This is a genomic window from Corynebacterium ureicelerivorans, from assembly GCF_000747315.1.
GTDB lineage: Bacteria > Actinomycetota > Actinomycetes > Mycobacteriales > Mycobacteriaceae > Corynebacterium > Corynebacterium mucifaciens.
The window spans coordinates 1,168,941-1,185,057 of the sequence record NZ_CP009215.1; the positions used below are offsets into that span (position 1 = coordinate 1,168,941).

The 16,117-nt window shown below is 64.6% G+C and carries 16 protein-coding genes; 3 read left to right on the forward strand and 13 right to left on the reverse strand.

Annotation, left to right across the window (positions count from 1 at the left end; translation table 11 throughout):
- Nucleotides 1-2: 2 nt before the first annotated feature.
- Complete coding sequence (locus tag CUREI_RS05860; RefSeq protein ID WP_038611513.1) at nt 3-1,340, reverse strand: NAD(P)/FAD-dependent oxidoreductase; 1,338 nt, start codon at nt 1,338-1,340, stop codon at nt 3-5.
- A 131-nt stretch (nt 1,341-1,471) separates the two neighbouring features.
- On the opposite strand from CUREI_RS05860, the gene CUREI_RS05865 reads away from it, so the two are divergent.
- Complete coding sequence (locus CUREI_RS05865) at nt 1,472-2,791, forward strand: SAM-dependent methyltransferase (RefSeq protein ID WP_038611516.1); 1,320 nt, start codon at nt 1,472-1,474, stop codon at nt 2,789-2,791.
- Nucleotides 2,792-2,929: 138 nt separating this feature from the next.
- Here CUREI_RS05865 and CUREI_RS05870 read toward each other — a convergent pair whose 3' ends face one another.
- Nucleotides 2,930-3,640, reverse strand: a complete 711-nt coding sequence (locus CUREI_RS05870; protein ID WP_236627159.1) for a YceI family protein — start codon at nt 3,638-3,640, stop codon at nt 2,930-2,932.
- Between the two features lie 7 nt (nt 3,641-3,647).
- Nucleotides 3,648-3,851, reverse strand: coding sequence for a hypothetical protein (locus tag CUREI_RS12810; RefSeq protein ID WP_330216986.1), 204 nt, complete (start codon nt 3,849-3,851; stop codon nt 3,648-3,650).
- Nucleotides 3,852-4,113: 262 nt separating this feature from the next.
- Here CUREI_RS12810 and CUREI_RS05880 point away from each other — a divergent pair, with 262 nt between their 5' ends.
- Entirely contained in the window at nt 4,114-4,491 is a 378-nt protein-coding gene (locus CUREI_RS05880; RefSeq protein WP_038611519.1) for an RNA polymerase-binding protein RbpA, read from the forward strand.
- A gap of 78 nt (nt 4,492-4,569) precedes the next feature.
- Here CUREI_RS05880 and CUREI_RS05885 read toward each other — a convergent pair whose 3' ends face one another.
- The 5 genes from CUREI_RS05885 to CUREI_RS05905 are packed head-to-tail and all read right to left on the reverse strand — an operon-like array spanning nt 4,570 to nt 9,550.
- Nucleotides 4,570-5,580 carry a polyprenol monophosphomannose synthase gene (locus tag CUREI_RS05885; RefSeq protein WP_051952236.1) on the reverse strand — a complete coding sequence of 337 codons (1,011 nt, stop codon included), beginning with the start codon at nt 5,578-5,580 and terminating at the stop codon, nt 4,570-4,572.
- On the reverse strand, nt 5,567-7,144 hold the full coding sequence (lnt, locus tag CUREI_RS05890; protein ID WP_038611521.1) for an apolipoprotein N-acyltransferase: 1,578 nt from the start codon (nt 7,142-7,144) through the stop codon (nt 5,567-5,569). Before lnt ends, CUREI_RS05885 begins: the two co-directional genes overlap by 14 nt.
- Entirely contained in the window at nt 7,145-7,696 is a 552-nt protein-coding gene (locus CUREI_RS05895) for an FxsA family protein (RefSeq protein ID WP_038611524.1), read from the reverse strand. It abuts the gene before it with no gap.
- A 26-nt stretch (nt 7,697-7,722) separates the two neighbouring features.
- Nucleotides 7,723-8,451 carry an SDR family oxidoreductase gene (locus tag CUREI_RS05900; protein WP_038611526.1) on the reverse strand — a complete coding sequence of 243 codons (729 nt, stop codon included), beginning with the start codon at nt 8,449-8,451 and terminating at the stop codon, nt 7,723-7,725.
- The gene (locus CUREI_RS05905; RefSeq protein WP_038611529.1) at nt 8,444-9,550 is read right to left on the reverse strand and encodes a M24 family metallopeptidase; all 1,107 of its coding nucleotides are present in this window, start codon (nt 9,548-9,550) and stop codon (nt 8,444-8,446) included. Before CUREI_RS05905 ends, CUREI_RS05900 begins: the two co-directional genes overlap by 8 nt.
- Nucleotides 9,551-9,582: 32 nt before the next feature.
- Between CUREI_RS05905 and CUREI_RS05910 the strand changes: the two genes are divergently transcribed.
- A complete protein-coding gene (locus CUREI_RS05910; protein ID WP_038611533.1) occupies nt 9,583-10,149 on the forward strand; it encodes a S1 family peptidase in 567 nt (188 codons plus the stop codon).
- Here CUREI_RS05910 and CUREI_RS05915 read toward each other — a convergent pair whose 3' ends face one another.
- The 5 genes from CUREI_RS05915 to CUREI_RS05935 are packed head-to-tail and all read right to left on the reverse strand — an operon-like array spanning nt 10,150 to nt 16,116.
- Nucleotides 10,150-12,912, reverse strand: coding sequence for a DEAD/DEAH box helicase (locus CUREI_RS05915; RefSeq protein ID WP_038611536.1), 2,763 nt, complete (start codon nt 12,910-12,912; stop codon nt 10,150-10,152).
- Nucleotides 12,913-12,917: 5 nt separating this feature from the next.
- On the reverse strand, nt 12,918-13,928 hold the full coding sequence (tatC, locus tag CUREI_RS05920) for a twin-arginine translocase subunit TatC (RefSeq protein ID WP_236627160.1): 1,011 nt from the start codon (nt 13,926-13,928) through the stop codon (nt 12,918-12,920).
- 9 nt (nt 13,929-13,937) lie between these two features.
- Nucleotides 13,938-14,201 carry a Sec-independent protein translocase subunit TatA gene (tatA, locus tag CUREI_RS05925; RefSeq protein ID WP_038611539.1) on the reverse strand — a complete coding sequence of 88 codons (264 nt, stop codon included), beginning with the start codon at nt 14,199-14,201 and terminating at the stop codon, nt 13,938-13,940.
- 35 nt (nt 14,202-14,236) lie between these two features.
- On the reverse strand, nt 14,237-15,163 hold the full coding sequence (locus CUREI_RS05930) for a helix-turn-helix transcriptional regulator (protein WP_038611542.1): 927 nt from the start codon (nt 15,161-15,163) through the stop codon (nt 14,237-14,239).
- Complete coding sequence (locus tag CUREI_RS05935) at nt 15,163-16,116, reverse strand: helix-turn-helix transcriptional regulator (RefSeq protein ID WP_038611544.1); 954 nt, start codon at nt 16,114-16,116, stop codon at nt 15,163-15,165. Before CUREI_RS05935 ends, CUREI_RS05930 begins: the two co-directional genes overlap by 1 nt.
- Nucleotide 16,117 lies beyond the last annotated feature (1 nt).

Sequence of the window (16,117 nt, forward strand, 5' to 3'; positions counted from 1 at the left end):
GTCTACTCCTCGTCCTCCTGTACGGGACACTCGAGCTGGCCTTCCGTCACCGCCAAGTTGTGGCGGGTGCGGGAGAAGGCGTTGATGGTCCACTCGTTGGCAGCCACGATCCTGTTGCGGGTGCCGGTAAGGAAGGAGAGGTGCACGCCGAGCCACATGAGCCAGCCGATGAAACCGGTGATTTCGACCTTGCCCATCTTCACTACCGCGTTGAAGCGGTTGATGATGGCCATCGAGCCCTTGTCAAAGTAGTCGAACGGGTCGCGGTTCTCCGGAGCGACGTCGTGTTCGACCTGCTCCTTGATGATCTTGCCCACGTACTCACCGGACTGGATAGCCACCTGCGCAACACCAGGGAGGCGGTCGCGGCTCATCATGTCGCCGATGACGAAGACGTTTGGATCGTCGCCCACGGAGAGGTCGGCGTTGACCGCCACCTTGCCGGCGCGATCGGCTTCGGCGCCGAGCTGCTCCGCCACCTGCTTGCCCAGCGGGGAAGCGGCCACACCGGCGGACCAGATCTTCGTCGGGGTGTCGATGGTGGTTTCTTGCTCCGTCTTCATGTCCTTGTAGGTCACGGAGTCCGCGTCCACGTTGGTCACCATGGCGTTGAGAATGACGGTCACGCCGGACTTTTCCAGCTCGCGCTGCGCCTTCTTACCCAGGCGCTTGCCGAAGGGCGGCAGCACCTGCGGCGCACCGTCGAGAAGGTAGATCTTAGCCTGCTCGGTGCTAAAGGAGTACCGGCCCGAGGTGAACGCGCGGTGCGCCATCTCCGCCACCTGGCCAGCTAGCTCCACGCCGGTTGGGCCTGCGCCGACGATCACGAACGTCAGCTCACGCTCGCGCTCTTCAGGGGTCTCTGCAAGCTCCGCACGCTCAAAGGCGGCGATCAGACGGGCCCTGATCTCAAACGCGTGGTCCAGGGTCTTCAGGCCCGGCGCAAACTGGGCGAAGTGGTCGTTGCCGAAGTAGGACTGTCCAGCGCCGGCAGCCACGATGAGGGAGTCGTAGCCGAAGACGGACTCCTTGCCGCCTTCGACGGAGGTGACGGTCTTCGCGTCGGTATCGACGGTTTCGACGGTGCCGCGCACCACACGCACGTTCTGCTGGTTGGCGAACATTTGGCGGATGTCGCCGGTGATCTCACCCGAGGACATCAGGCCCGTCGCCACCTGGTACAGCAGTGGCGGGAAAAGGTGGTGGTTGGTGTTGTTGATCAACGTGATGTCTACATCAGCGTCCGCGAGCTCCTTCACGGCGTTGACGCCGCCGAAACCCGCGCCGACAATCACAACGTGGTGGCGGCTGCCAGCGGGGCGGTTCACCTGTGAGGCCATGAGCATTCTCCTCGGGTCAATGACTTTCGTTACTGGAACGGCCTACATAGTACGCGCTTACAGATGATCCGGGATCGCTGCCTCCGCCGTGGCATCCCGTCTTCAACAGCGCGACAACTAGCATGCAAAGAATGTCCGAGTTCACCCGCGAGAGCCGCCCAGCCCACCTGAAGCCCATTGACGCGGACGTGTGGCCGGGAATCGCTACAGTTCCGCAACCGGGCAGGTTACGTACCAAACGTGCGGAGGCTGGATTTGCGCGAGCGTGTGCGGCGGCGGGGCTGAGCCTTTCTGGCGACGAGGCAGACATTACCGTCGAGCGGGCGGAAGTCTTCCCGCGCATTGCGGCGGGGGGCTGGGTAGGGCTCGCCGAGGGATACATGGCAGGCGAGTGGTCGACCACAAGCTCTGAGCAGCTTGTCGACGCCCTGACGGCCCTCTTGCGCGCCGGATACCGTCCGCGCACGCCTCGAGTGGATGCCCCGCGGCCGGCGATGGCGGGTGATGTGCCGCCTGACCTAGTCGCGCATTTTTCCGGTGACGGCATGAGTGCGTTTCAAGGGCATTTCGCCACCGGTGTGGCAACCACTGAACGCGCTCGGGTGAAATCGCATGTGCGAGGTGCCGGGCGGGGATCCGAGCCTGCTCATCATTTCGTATCAGTGACGGAAATCGGCACACCCATGGAGTCGGAGCGCGCTGACCTTCAAGACGCGCAAAACCGCAGCGTCACGATGCTTCTAGACGCAGTCGGCGTCGCCGCAGGCACCCACATGTTGGAGTATCCCTCCGGAGGTGGGAAGCTGGCGCTTGCTGCTGCTACACGCGGCGCCACCGTCGACGCTGTTGCCCGAGACGCGCGGCTCTACGCCGCATTGCGGGAGCGGTTGATCTTTGCCGGCTCGGACGGGTCGGTTGCCCCGGAGAGAGTCGCTGAGGGGCCGGGGGCGCTCGCGCGCCAGCGGCGGGGATCCTACGACGCTGTAGTGAACACAGAATCGCTGGAGACGTGGCCGCGGCGCCAGCAGGCGCGTTACCTGCGGTCCGTCGATGCGATGCTGGCGCCGAGTGGACGAGTGGCTCTGCAGACGATTGTGCGTACCTCCGTGTACAGCGGCCTGGCAGATCTGGCTACCGAATCCATGCGGGCGTACATCTGGCCCGGGCTGCGGTATGCAAGCATGGACGAGATTGCAAAGGACATCGACAGGAACACCGATCTGCGCGTGGTGGCGCGAACGTCTGCACCTGAGCACCTCGCGGCGTCGCTCCGCCTGCAGCGCATCACGTTTGACGGCAAAGTCCGCGACGCCGCCGCCGACGGCTTCGACGCGGTCTTCCGGAGGATGTGGGTATGGCAGTTCGCGCTGCGCGAGGCAATGGCGCGGCTGGGAATGATCGATCTCGCGCAAATCACCTTGGCACGTCGTAACAGGAGAGGGCGCCGCTAAGGCGGGCTTAGCTCCTCCCACGTTACTTGACATAATGTACATTATCGGACAGTTCTGGAGGGGTGAGGAAGGGCCTAGCGCGCCGTGCACTAGGCCCTCCCGTGCTTTTAATTACGTCATGTTACGTAATGAAGGCGACTACTTAGTCAGGTTCACGCGGACATTCACTTCGCCGTCTTCGGCAATTTTCGCTGCAACGAGCTCCGGTGTTTCCACTCCGTAGTCCAGCCGGTTGATCGGGATGTCGCCCGCTACGATGAGACGGTCTCCGGACCGCGCTACAGCAAAACGCTGCGTGACGGGTTGGGTCGTTCCGTGGATAGTCAGGTCTCCGGTTAGCTCCACAGAGCCGACGGAGCCGTCGTCTGGCACCGCCGACACATCCGTAGGCTCAGTCACCCTAAACGTCGCCTCCGGGTACTCCGCAGTGTGGAAAATGCGTTGCCGAACGGACTCATCCCGCACATCGCTGTCCGACGTGAGATGCTGCATGTCTACCGTGATCTCGCCGGCAGTCAACGTGCCGTCCACAATCGTCGCAAAACCGGTCACACCCTGGGTGGACGCCGACGTGGTGCGCCGTTCACCGGGCAGCACCTCGTCGAACGTAAACCCTGCTGAGGTGGAATTGCTGCCCGGTCGGTTGGTCACCTGCCACTCGCCATCGATTGCTGTGGACGCAGCAGACACTTCCTCGGACGAGATGCCCTCAGTTTTCACGCCGTTGCCCATGAATAGATTCATCAACAACGGAACCATGGCCACCACCACCGCGACGACGATAAAGATGGACACGGCAATAATGAGAATTCTGCGCTTTTTCGCGTTCGCCTCCGCGCTCGTCACCACGTGGACATCACCTCAACCTTTCAAGTTGCCGGGCCAAGTCTACTAATTCGTCACATAGCGGAGCCAAATCGTCAGGGCCCGCACTCTCGGCGTTTGCGGTGCGAATGTCCTCCGCCGCGCACCGCAGCGCGTACAGCCGATCACGGATCTCGGCGACTCGGCTGCGGTTGAGGATCACGGCGTCCTCGTCCACGGCGGTTCCAGCAAGCATAGTGCGCTGCTCGTACGCGCGTTGCTTACAGGAAGGGCCGCAATACTTCCGTTTCCTGCCGCGACCGTGGTTCACGGGAATGTCTCTACCGCACCACGCGCACACGGGAGCCTTCTTGGTAAAGGAACGTAGGTTATCCGTCACAACGAAATAGTCTATTACAACTGTCCTTCTGCGGGAAGTGGCGGGGAACAATCCGCACGAAGCCACCGTTATACTGGAGCGACTGAAAACAAACGGGTTGAAAAGGATGGTGAGTACCATGGCTGATCGGGTTCTTCGCGGTAGCCGCATGGGCGCAGTCAGCTACGAAACGGACCGCGACCATGATCTCGCGCCGCGCCAGATGGCGAAGTACCGCACCCCGAACGGCGAGGTGTTCGAGGTGCCGTTCGCAGACGACGCCGAGATCCCTGAAGAGTGGATGTGCAAGAACGGCCAGGTAGGCACCCTTATGGAGGGCGAAGGCGTGGAATCCAAGCCTGCCAAGCCGCCGCGCACCCACTGGGACATGCTGCGGGAACGCCGCACGATCGAGGAGCTCGATGTCCTACTCGAAGAGCGTCTAGAGCAGCTGCGCAAGCGTCGCCGCACCGCAGCCCGCATCGCCAAGGAGCAGCAGCAGGCCAACAAGAGCTAGCGCGCCTCCGCGCGTCTCACGCGAAGCGCCCGTCCGGTGACCATGGTCACCGGACGGGCGCTTGGCTGTTTCGCTCTTCTATCGGCGCTTGCCGTCGAGACCAAGCGCGTGCAGTGCCTGGCGCGCCGTCTCCTCTCCCAGGTGGACTGCGTCGTTAACTCTGCGTGCTGCCCGGGAACGCAGTGCTCCTAGGTCGAAACCTTGGACCTCGTGCTTCGCCACTGCGGCGAACTCACCGATGGTGGTGATGGCTCGCTCTGGGGCATTTTCCACCTTTTTGCCCAGTTCAGCGAGCTGGGAGTGCTCCACAGCGTGTGCCAGCTGGCGGCCAGTCTCCACGGTGAGGTCCTTGACGAACGTGGCCTTCTCCGCCACTCCCCATTTGGTCACTTCTGCCAGCGATGCGGTTGCGAAGCTGGCGTTCAGCTTGGATTCACCCAGTTTGCGGTCCTCAAACGTGATCGGGACTTCGCGCACGTCGTAGCGAAGCTTGGCCACCTTGTGGGCGATCTCGACTTGGAAGATGTAGCCCTTCGTCGAAAGCGCGTCGAGGTCGAGCTCCTCCAGCACTTCCCGCTTGAACGCGCGGTAGCCGGCCGTCATGTCTGCCACGTCTGTTCCCAGCGCGACGGAGATGTACTGGTTGCCCAGCTTGGACAGCAAGAAGCGCTCCTTCGGCCAGTTCTTCACCTCGCCGCCTTCGATGTAGCGCGAGCCGATGGCCAAGTCTGCGCCGTCGGCAACAGCGTCGAGAAGGCGGTGCAGCTCCCCGGGCGCGTGTGAGCCGTCGGCGTCCATCTGGACGAGCACGTTGTAGTCGCGCTCGAGACCCCAAGTGAAGCCCGCTCGGTAGGCGGCGAGCAAGCCCTCCTTGCCAGTGCGGTGCAGAACGTTAACTTCGTCGTGCGCCTGAGCAAGGTCATCCGCCTTTGCACCGGTGCCATCAGGCGAGTTGTCGTCGACGACGAGGATGTCTACCGCATCCTTAGTGGCCAGCACTCGCTCGATGATGAGCGGGAGGTTTTCTACCTCGTTATAGGTCGGGATAATCACCAGTGTCTGGTTGGCCACGGTGCTACATCTCCTCATAGGTACGCTTGGGGTTTCTCGAAGGAGCATACCCTCGCCGGTTCTTGCGTGCGGACACGGTTGCGGCGAGCATAAGCAGCGCGCCAGCGCCGACGAGCAACCATTCCAGCGCTCCACCGAAACGCACTGCCGGCGTCGTTGCGGTTCGCAGCGGCAGCTCCTCAATCAAGTGCGCTGGCTCGAAAATGCTGGTCTGCTGCGAGACCGTGCCGTCTGGGTGCACGATGGCGGACACACCGGATGTCGCGGCCACCACGACCGCCCTGTCGGTCTCAAGTGCTCGCATCCGGCTCATCGCCAGCTGCTGGTAGGTCATGTCCGTGAACCCGAAGGTGGCGTTGTTCGTGGGCGTCGACAGTATTTGCGCCCCGCCGCGTACCGCCATGCGATACGCCTCGTCTTCAGCGATCTCGTAGCAGGTGGCCACTCCGACCGGGATGTTGCCCATGTGGACAACGCCGTTATCGTCGCCGGGTTTGAAGTCCCCGGCCAAATCCACCAGCTCGGAAAAATTGCGGAAGAAGTCGCGCATCGGCATGTATTCGCCGAACGGCTGCAAGAAGCGCTTGTTGTGGCGCTCCCCCGCACCCGTTTCCGGATCGAAGACGACCATGGTGTTGCGCGCCCCCGCGTCGTCGCGCGTGAGCGTGCCTATAAGCACAGGTGCGTCCACTCCGCGTACGGCGACACCGACTAGCGCCGCAGCCTCAGTGTCGGCGAAGGGGTTGACGTCGGAAGCGTTCTCGGGCCAGATCACCATATCGAGCGGCTCGCCGGCATCGCGGGTCTCCTTCGCCAGCTTCAGCGTTTCGTTGACATGGTTGCTCAATACGGCGCGGCGCTGCTCGTTAAAGTCCAATCCCATTCGAGGGACGTTGCCCTGCACGGCGGCTACGCGGGCACGGTCGACTGTGGACGAGTCCCCGCCGACTCCGAGACCCGCGAGGAGGCCTGCCGCGAGCGGAAGGACAACGGCCAGGGCGGCGGCGCGACGCGAAGCTGCGCAGAGAAGCGACCCCAGCCCGACCGCCACGAACACGGCAGCGAGGGTGACAAGCGCAGGTCCGCCCCAGGCAGCAAGGGGTGCGAGCGGGCCGTTGATCTGACCCCACGCGAGCCGCACCCAGGCAAAGCCCCCAAAGGGCCAGGACGACCGGACGAACTCGACCGCCACGTAGATGAAGGGAAACGCCAACGCGCCGAAACGCCAGCGTGCAGCGATGACGCCGAATGCGCCTGTGGCTAGCGCGTAGAGCGCCATCGTCACCGCGAGCGCGACGTAGGGCATCGGGCCAACAAATTCGCCCACCCACGGCAGCAAGAAGAGGTAGCAGAACAACCCGTGCGTCAAGCCGATGAACGCACCGAATGCCGCGCTCGGGCGTTCCTGGGCTTCGCCCGCCATTCCTAGCGGGGTCGTCACGCTCCTCGGCCAAGGAACGAGCATGAGCCATAGCAGCGCCACACCTGCGATCCCTGCCCACCAGTAGCCGATTGGCTCGTACGACAGGTACACAAGCCAGCCGGAAACGGCGGCGAGCCCGAAGCGGATGAACGCGGGCACTTAACGCGCCCCGCCTTGGGAGTTGGTATCGGGGCCGTCTGGGCCGTCCATGCGGTACCACTGCTCGAGCTCGTCGGCGTCGATGACCGGCTCCTGTCGCTGGTCTGCTCCCGTCGGTGCGCTGGGCTGGGTGCCCGACTGGGTAAAACTGCCGTAGCTGGTTTGGAACTGTCCCAGCGGGGTTGCGTTGTACACGCGGACGCCGAGGTTCTCCACGGCGGAGCGCGCTCGCCTGGTCATGGTCTTGCGGATGAGGCCGCGAGTCGGCCCAAACACCAGGGGCAGGCCCACAAGGGAGGTGACGAAGCCGGGGACGACGCTCAAGGCCCACCCACCGATGAGCAACGCGGTGTCTCCTGCGAGTTTGCCCACGCTCGAGTGGCCGTTCACGGCGTCCATCATTGCGCCACGCAGCGCCATGGTGGCAGCTGCGCCGCCTGCAATCATGAGGACGAATATGGTCAGAAGCGCCCACCCGACGCCGATGGCCCTGGCCACGAGGAAGAACGCGAGCGCTTCGACAACGAAGTATGCGAGAAGAGGGATCGGCATGGGGTTGAGGTTACCTAACCTGGCGCTTACCTCGGCATGCGCCTCCATACGGGCCGCGGCACTACCCGCATGACGGCGGCCAGAAGCGCGAGCCGGCGGGGAATCCACACCGTCGTGCTCCTCCCGCGGCGCGCGGCTGTAACCACGGCGTCGGCGACTATGTCCGGGGTCACAGACATCACCGCCGGCTTCATCCCCTCAGTCATAGAACCGATGACGAAGCCGGGCCGCGCCAGGATGAGGCGGAGCGGCGAGCCGTGCAACCGGTCCATCAACCCCTGGCAGAATGCGTCGAGACCGGCCTTCGTCGACCCGTAGACGTAGTTCGCCCGCCGTGCCCGCCACCCCGCGATGGAAGAAAACGCGTAGATCTCCCCCGCCGGCATTTCATCTGCGAGCACGGTCAGCATGCTCACCTGCGCGAGGTAATCGACGGTGGCGATTCGTGCGGCCTCCGCCTCGTCGTGCTCGGCGCGGTTGTGGTCGCCGAGGATGCCGAACGCCACGATCGCGGTGGTCACCTGACCCGCCTCGCGCACGATTGTGCGGTGCGATTCGAGGTCGGCGGCATCAAAGTCCACCGCGCGGACGGCGGTAGCGCCCGCGTCAAGCAGACGCTCTTCGATATCCGCCAGCCCTCGACGTCCTCGCGCCGCGAGCACCACTTCCCTGCCCGCGCATACGCGCTGGGCGATCTCCCCTCCGATATCGCTGCGCGCGCCAAGCAGCAGGACGGTGCCTGCACCGTTACGCATCGCCGCCGCCCAGCGCGCGCCGGGTGTGGTTGAGCGTGACCACCCCGTCTGCGGTCATCCGCACAATGTCTTCGATGCGCATCCCCCACTCCCCGGGTTTGTAGATTCCCGGCTCAATGGAAAACACCATCCCTTCTCGCAGCTCAACGTCACTGCCTGCGATGATAAAGGGCTGTTCGTGCCCGGACAGCCCAATGCCGTGGCCGAGACGGTGCGTGAAGTATTCCCCGTAACCCCCCTGCTCAATCACGTTGCGTGCCACAGCGTCGAGATCGCCAGCGGTCATGCCCGGGCGGGCCGCGTTGCACGCCGCCTGAAAGGCCTGCTGCAAGACTTCGTAGGCCTGGAGAAACTCCTTGGGCGCTTGGGCGGGCTCGCCCACCACGTGGGTGCGCGTGCAGTCGGACTGGTAGCCGGATGGCAGCGCCCCGCCCAGGTCCACCACAACCGGGTCCCCTGGCTCAAGCACGCGGTCGGAGAAGTCGTGGTGCGGGTTGGAGCCGTTCGGGCCGGAGCCGACGATGACAAACTCGACCGTGTCGTGCTCGTCCAAGATGAGCTGGTGGAGCTCCTCGGCAACGTCGCGCTCGGTGCGCCCGGGACGCAGGAGCTCGGCGGCGCGCTCGTGCACGCGGTCAATCGCCGCCCCGGCTCGCTCGAGCTGTGCGATCTCCTCGGCGTCTTTGACCATGAAGAGCTCCGCCACCGCATCCGACGCTAATTCCGTCCGCGGCAGTAGCCCCTGCAGCGCGAAGACATGGTCGGCGGTCAGGGAGGACCCCACCCCGATGGTCCCCTCGCCGAGCCGTTCCGCGACAAGCTGGTACGGGTTGTCGCCGTCGCGCCACCCGAGGACCTCCACGTCTGCCGCGCCCTCTAATCCCAACGACTGGATATCTGTCACCGGAGCCACCACGGCGGCCCCGTCTGGCGCGATGACCAGCGCGGTAAGGCGTTCATGGGACGACGCCCAAGAACCGGTGAGGAACGCAAACTCCGCACCGGTACCGATGACGAGTCCGCCCAGCCCCCGGTCCTGCAGGAGCCGGGCGGCCCGGTTGCGGCGTCCGCTGTACACATCAGGGTCAAAAGCAGTCATGGGCGCAATGGTAGATCGCTACCATCTCCCCCGTGACGTCCGACCTCCGCTGCTCCGTCGCCCGCCTCGCCGCGCCAGGCGGCTACTGCTCCGGCGTGCTTATTGCCCCGGACATCGTGCTCACGTGCGCGCACTTTCTCGCGCGGCGCGGGTGGGCTGGAGTGCGCGTGCGTATCAACGGCTCCGCGTACGACCCCGCTCATGTGCACGTCATGCGCGGTACCGATATCGCTCTCGTGCGCCTGTCGAAACCCGCGGATGCGCCTGTGCTGCCCCTCGGGCCCATGCCGCGCCCGCTTGCGCGGACGCTCACTCTCGGGTTCGGTGGGAAGGCGCAGCACGTCCAGACGCGGCCAGGCGTGTACCTCGGCACGCTGCCGTCGGCGTGGTCGCGGAATCGGCAGACCACGGTGAGCCCGGCAGGCCTGGTCGTTGCTAACCCGCCGGCAGTGAAGGGTGATTCGGGCGGGCCGGTAATGGCGGATGGGAAGGTGGTCGGGGTGCAATCACTCATCCTCGACCCGCTTGGGGTGAACCTCCGTCTCGCCACGGTTGCACTGTGGCCCGTGGGACTAGCAGATGCGATCCGGACGCTCTGATTAATTCCCGATGGCCACGACGCCGCGGCGGATCGCGTCCACCGCGCGGTTGGCTTTGTCCCGGATCTCGTCCGAGTAACCGGTTTTCTTGATCTGCTCCAGCAAGTCGATCACCTGGCGGCACCAGCGCACGAAATCGCCGGGGGTCAATTCCGCGCCGGACTCGGCGGCCGCGGCGAGCGCGTAACCCAGAGGCGCGCCTGCGGTCCACTGGTGGATGGACAAGCAAAATCCGGGATCCGGCAGACGGGTTGCTGGCAGGCCGTGGCGCTGCTCGTCCGAAACCAGCTCACCGTAAACCCGCATCGTCTCCCCCATCGCATCCGCCATCGCGTCCGTCGCTGCCTCGGGGGTGCCGCCGGTGGCACGACGGTTTTCGAACACCACCATGGACGCGACGCCAGCGAGCTCCGCCGGGTCTAACCCATCCCAGATCCCCCGCTTCAGGCACTGTGCAACAAGAAGGTCCGAGACGTTGTGAATCCGCGACAGGCGCTCTCCCTCGTCGGTGACCTGCGGCTCGCCAGCGTCGAGCTCAACGTAATCCATCTCCGTGAGCAACCCGATAATGTGCTCGAAGGTGCGACCCAGCGAGTCTGTGGAGGTGTCCACTCGGCGCTCCAACGTGGCCAGTCTGCGTTCTTCCCGCACGATCTCCTCAGCGGTGCGCGCAAGAACTTCGCGGTCGGCCGGGGGCCAGGCGTGCACCGGGTGGTTGCGGATTGCCTCACGCAGCGCAGTGATCTGCTTGTTTGGCCGCACCCGGGACTGCTCCCGGAGTCGCTTCGGGGCGTTGAAGTGCCCGCGGTGTAGCAGGTCCGCAACTTTGCGGGCATGCCGCCGCGGCTGGTCCTGCATGTGGCGGGGAACCTTCACCCGGCCCACAACCAAAGGCGGGTTCTTGAAAGACGACGCGTCGATGCGGCCGGACCAACCGCGCTCGGTGGTTACCCACGGCCGCGGATCGTTCGCTTTCACGGCGGCTTGAACCACGGCAGCGAGTTCGGGCTTGCGTTTGCCGGGCAGCGCGATGACCTGCCCGACCTGCAGGGAACCGAGAATCTTAACTGTTTCCGTCTGCCGGCTGTCCAGGTGGTCGCGCCGAGCCTTCTTTTCCTCCTCCGACAGGTCCCTGCGCAAGTTGGAGTACTCCACCAGTTCGGCGGCGGCGTCGTCGCTTGGCGGAGCGAAGGCAGAAATATCGCTATCCAGCTTGGCCCGCAGCGTACGCACCTTCTGCTGCAGCCGTTCAATGTCGCGCACCTCGCCCACCACGGAGCGGTCGGTTTGAAACTGGGCGAACGATTGCTCGATCAGGCGGATCGAATCCTCGTAGCCGTTCATCGCCAGCATATTGATGGCCATGTTGTAACCGGGCTGGAACTGGGAGATCAGCGGATACGTGCGGGTGGAGGCTAGCCCCGCCACCTGGTGCGGGTCCATTGCCGGCGCCCACTGCACAACTGCGTTTCCGATGTGGTCGATGCCGCGGCGGCCCGCACGGCCGGTGAGCTGGGTGTACTGGCCTGGCGTGAGGTCCACATGGGCCTCGCCGTTGAACTTGACCATTTTCTCCAGCACCACGGTGCGCGCCGGCATGTTGATGCCCAGCGCCAGGGTCTCGGTGGCGAAAACGACCTTGACCAAGCCGCGGACGAACAGCTGCTCCACGATGTGCTTGAACGCGGGCAACAGACCAGCGTGGTGCGCGGCGAACCCTCGCATCCAGGCTGTGCGCACCTGGCGGAAGTTCAGCACCTCCAGGTCCTCTTCGGGGATGCCTTCCACGCCGTCGTCGATGATCTGCTCGATCTCCGCGCGCTCCTCAGGCGTGGTCAGCTCCTTGCGCGAGCGCAAACACTGGAACAATGCGCCGTCGCAGCCCGCGCGGGAGAAGATGAACACGATCGCCGGCAGCATGTCCTGGCCCTGCAGCGCAGAGACGACCTCGGGCCGGCCAACGGGGCGGACCTTGTCCTGGCCGCGCGAGCGACCGCTGCGCGAACGGGAGCGAAAGCCCCTCCCCTCCTCGAAGTCGCGGCGGCCCTCGTCGGAGGAGCCCGCCTCAATGCGCTCGATGGCGTGCTCGAGGCTGCGGTTGACCCGCCCGCCGGTGCCCGGCTCGAACAGCGGGAACATCTTGCGGCCGACCATCATGTACTGGCTCAGCGGCACCGGGCGGTGCTCGGAAACGATGACCTCGGTGTCGCCGCGCACCGCGTCGAGCCACTCGCCGAATTCCTCGGAGTTGGACACCGTGGCGGACAGGCCGATCAGGCTCACAGAATCGTCGAGGTTGAGGATGATCTCCTCCCACACAGCACCCCGGTCCCGGTCCGCAAGGTAGTGGATCTCGTCCATCACCACGTGCGTGAGCCGGTTCAGCTGGGGCGACTCCGCGTACAGCATGTTGCGTAAGACCTCGGTGGTCATCACCACGATCTCTGCGGAGCCGTTGATGCTGGTATCGCCGGTAAGCAGGCCCACCGCGTCCTCGCCGTGCTCTGCGACTAAGTCGTGGTACTTCTGATTGCTCAGCGCCTTAATCGGCGTGGTGTAGAAGCACTTCGTGCCGCGGTGCAGGGCGAGTGCGACGGCGAACTCGCCGACGATGGTCTTGCCCGAACCGGTGGGCGCGCACACCAGCACGCCGCGGTCTTGCTCCACCGCCTGGCAGGCCTGGAGCTGAAAGTCGTCGAGCGCAAACGGCTTCGCGTCGGCGAATTCCCGCAGAAACGATGTACCAGGATCGGGGGAAAGCATGCCCCCTACAGTACGTCCCTGAAATCTGCTCCGCCCGCGTAGCCCCGTGGCGAGGAGTTGTGCTGGCGCTCCGGCGCGCGCTGCACCGGTGTCGGGCGCTCAATCGTCTCCGCTCCGATGCTGCTTGCGGGGCCGACGGATGACGGCGCCTCAATCGGGCCGGAAGCTTCCTCGTCGTCCAGATCCATCCAGTCGGGGCGTTCGCGCTTGTGCTTGCGGTCGTTCCAGCGACAGAACTGGAAGGCCATCTCTACCAGCAGACAAATGGAGATAGCCAGCGCCACCATGGAAAACGGATCCTGGCCCGGAGTCATTACCGCGGCGAAGGCGAAGATGCCCACGATGATCAGGCGCCGCTTGTTCTTGACGTGCTCGTATCGGAGCACGCCCAGCATGTTGAGCATGATGATGATCAGCGGCACCTCGAAGCTGACGCCGAAGATGACAATGAGAGCGAGGAGGAAGTTGTAGTACTCCCCACCTGTCAATGCGGCGACCTGGAACTCGTCGCCCATGGTTATCAGCACGTACAGGCCTTTGTCCAGCACGAAGTACGCGAGCAGCGCGCCGGAGACGAACAGCAGCACCGCAATGGTGACGAAGCTGAACGTGTAGCGGCGCTCGCTTTTGTGCAGGCCCGGGGTGATGAAGTTCCAGATCTGTATGAGCCACACCGGCGATGAAAGGACTAGCCCAGCGAGCGCGCCGACTTTCAGGCGCAGCATGAACATCTCAAACGGGCTGGTAGCCAGCAGGCGGCATTCGCCGTCGCCGGTGAAATCCGCCCGGAGATCCGACGGCAGGTTGCAGTAGGGGCCGCGGATGATCTCGCCCAGCGGCATCATGCGCGGCGGGGCGGACTGGTACCAGATAAAGCCGATGATGGTGCCGACGACGATCGCGGCCAGGGAGATCATCACCCGCCGGCGGAGCTCCTGGAGGTGCTCCACCAGCGACATCTCACCGGTCGGGTTCTTCGCTCGCTTCGGCTTCTTGGGGGTTTTCGTGCGTGCCATCAGGCAGAGCTAGCGCGGCTGGTTCTCCGGGCGGTCCCAGAAGTCCGCCTCCTGGGTCGCGCTGCGGGTCTCCTGCGCGGGCGCAGACTCGATCTGACGCTGCTGGGTGGCAGTGCCAGCCTCGTCTTCGTTGCGCATCTCCTTGACCTCGGACTTGAAGATGCGTGCGGAGCGACCCATGGAACGCGCCAAGTCCGGCAGCTTGTTTGCGCCGAACAACAACAGCACGAGGAAGATGACGATGATGAGCTCGGTCCATCCAATATTTGGCATGGGCTGTCCTTTCCGAAGACGGTGTAACGCGCAGGTTAGTCTAACGCGTCGAGTGCACGTTTCGCGCTCGACATAGCTTCTGCGGCAAGACCTGCAGGTTCGACGATGCGAACCCGGTCAGCCTGGCTCAAGCTGAAGCGAACCAGCCAGCTGTCGCTGCCGTAGCGCATGGTTGCCGGGAGCCATTCGCCCTGCGCCTGCGCATCTTCCAGCTCGATGTCCCAGTAGTCCGCAAGCCAGGTGGCGTCCTTGTGGATCAGCAGTTTGGCTTGTGGCTGGTCGGCCATGCCGAACGGATCCGCCGGATCGAAATCTGTGCCGGGGGTCTCCGAAGGAACGTCGAGAAGCTCAGCTTGTTGGATCCTGTCCAGGCGGAACGTCTTCGTCTCGCCGCTGTCCGTGGCGCGCAGGTAAGTAGCGCCGGACTGGTGGAACAGGCTCGCGGGGTCCACCTCGCGCTCGGAAACGGTGTCCGAGGATGCCGAGTAGTAGGTAATGCGCAACTTGCGCTTGGCAGCGAGCGCCTCCGCCACGGTGCTGGCGACGCCGGCTTCAGCAGTGTGCTCGGCGTCGCCGACCGCCTGGGAGGTCGTCACCGCGCGGATCTTCTCTGCGGCGGAGCGCACTGCGCGGCCGTCCACAAGTCCCGGCATGGTTTCCAGGGAATCCAGCAGGATGAGCAGGGCGCTTGCCTCCGCGGGGGAAAGACGCAGCGGGGTGGTCATCCCCTGGTCGTCTTTGATGTCGACGCCCTTCCAGGAGTACTCCAGGTCGATCATCTCGCCGGGCCCGGTGCCCACGCCGGAAAGAAACAGCAGCTCGAAATCGTCGCGCACCTGCATCGGGTCCGCGCCGAGATCGCGGGCGATCTCCATCGGCGTCAGCCCCGGGTGGTTCGACGAGTACGCCAGCAGGTTGAGCAAGCGCACCACGCGCTCCTGGCGCTTGAAGTCCACGGCCATCAGTTGTCCCCTTCCAAAGCGGTGCGCAGCAGCTTAACGACGTCCTGACGGACCTGCACCGGCTCCACCGCGACCACGCTTCCGCCGAGGCTGGCGATGGTGCGCACTGCCCAGTCGCGGTCCACGTCGCGCAGCGTGATGGTGTCATGGTCTTGCCCATCCGTGTCGACTCCGGAGACACGGGTGCCACGCTGAACGAGTTCCTCGCCGCTGCCGCGACGAACGGTGACGGTGGCGCTGATCAGCTCACCGCGCAACGTTTCCTCCACCAGCGCCTGCAGGTCGCCTGCGCGCTCGTGGAACGCGGAGCTGTGGCGAACCTTCTTCACCTGGGAAACCTTTTTCAGGCGGAACACGCGAACGTCATCGCGCTCGATGTCGAAGCCGACGAAGTAGGCGCGGTTGTTCAGCGAGACCACACCCCACGGATCCACCACGCGCCGCTCCGGATCCTTGCCGGGAGCGCGCACGAAATCGAAGGAAATGCGCTGCTTGGCCTGCACGCACTTCACAATCGCGCGCAGTGTGTCGGGGCGCAGCTGGAAAATGTCGTTGGACACGCTCATCAGCGCCGGGGCGTCCATGGAACGGGTGGCACCTGAGGCGGCCAGCTTGGTCCACCCAGAGCGGGCGAACTCGCCCAGCGAGCCGGGCTTGCTCAAGTCCGCTGCCAGGCCCACGACGGAGGCTTCCTCCGCGGTCAGGTCCACCGCGGGAAGCTCGTAGAGGTCCTTAACCACCCACACCTGGCCGTCCTGATACTTGGCCGGCACGCCGAGATCACGCAGCTCGCGCACGTCACGCTCAATGAGGTGGGTGGCGGCGTCGCGAGTGCGACCACCGTAGCCGTCCACGTGCTTTTGCACCCACGCAACATCGCGTTTTTCCGGCGACGCCAGCAGGGCGAACGTGAGCCCCACTTGGCGCACGACCATGTCGTTGTCGTTGGCCACG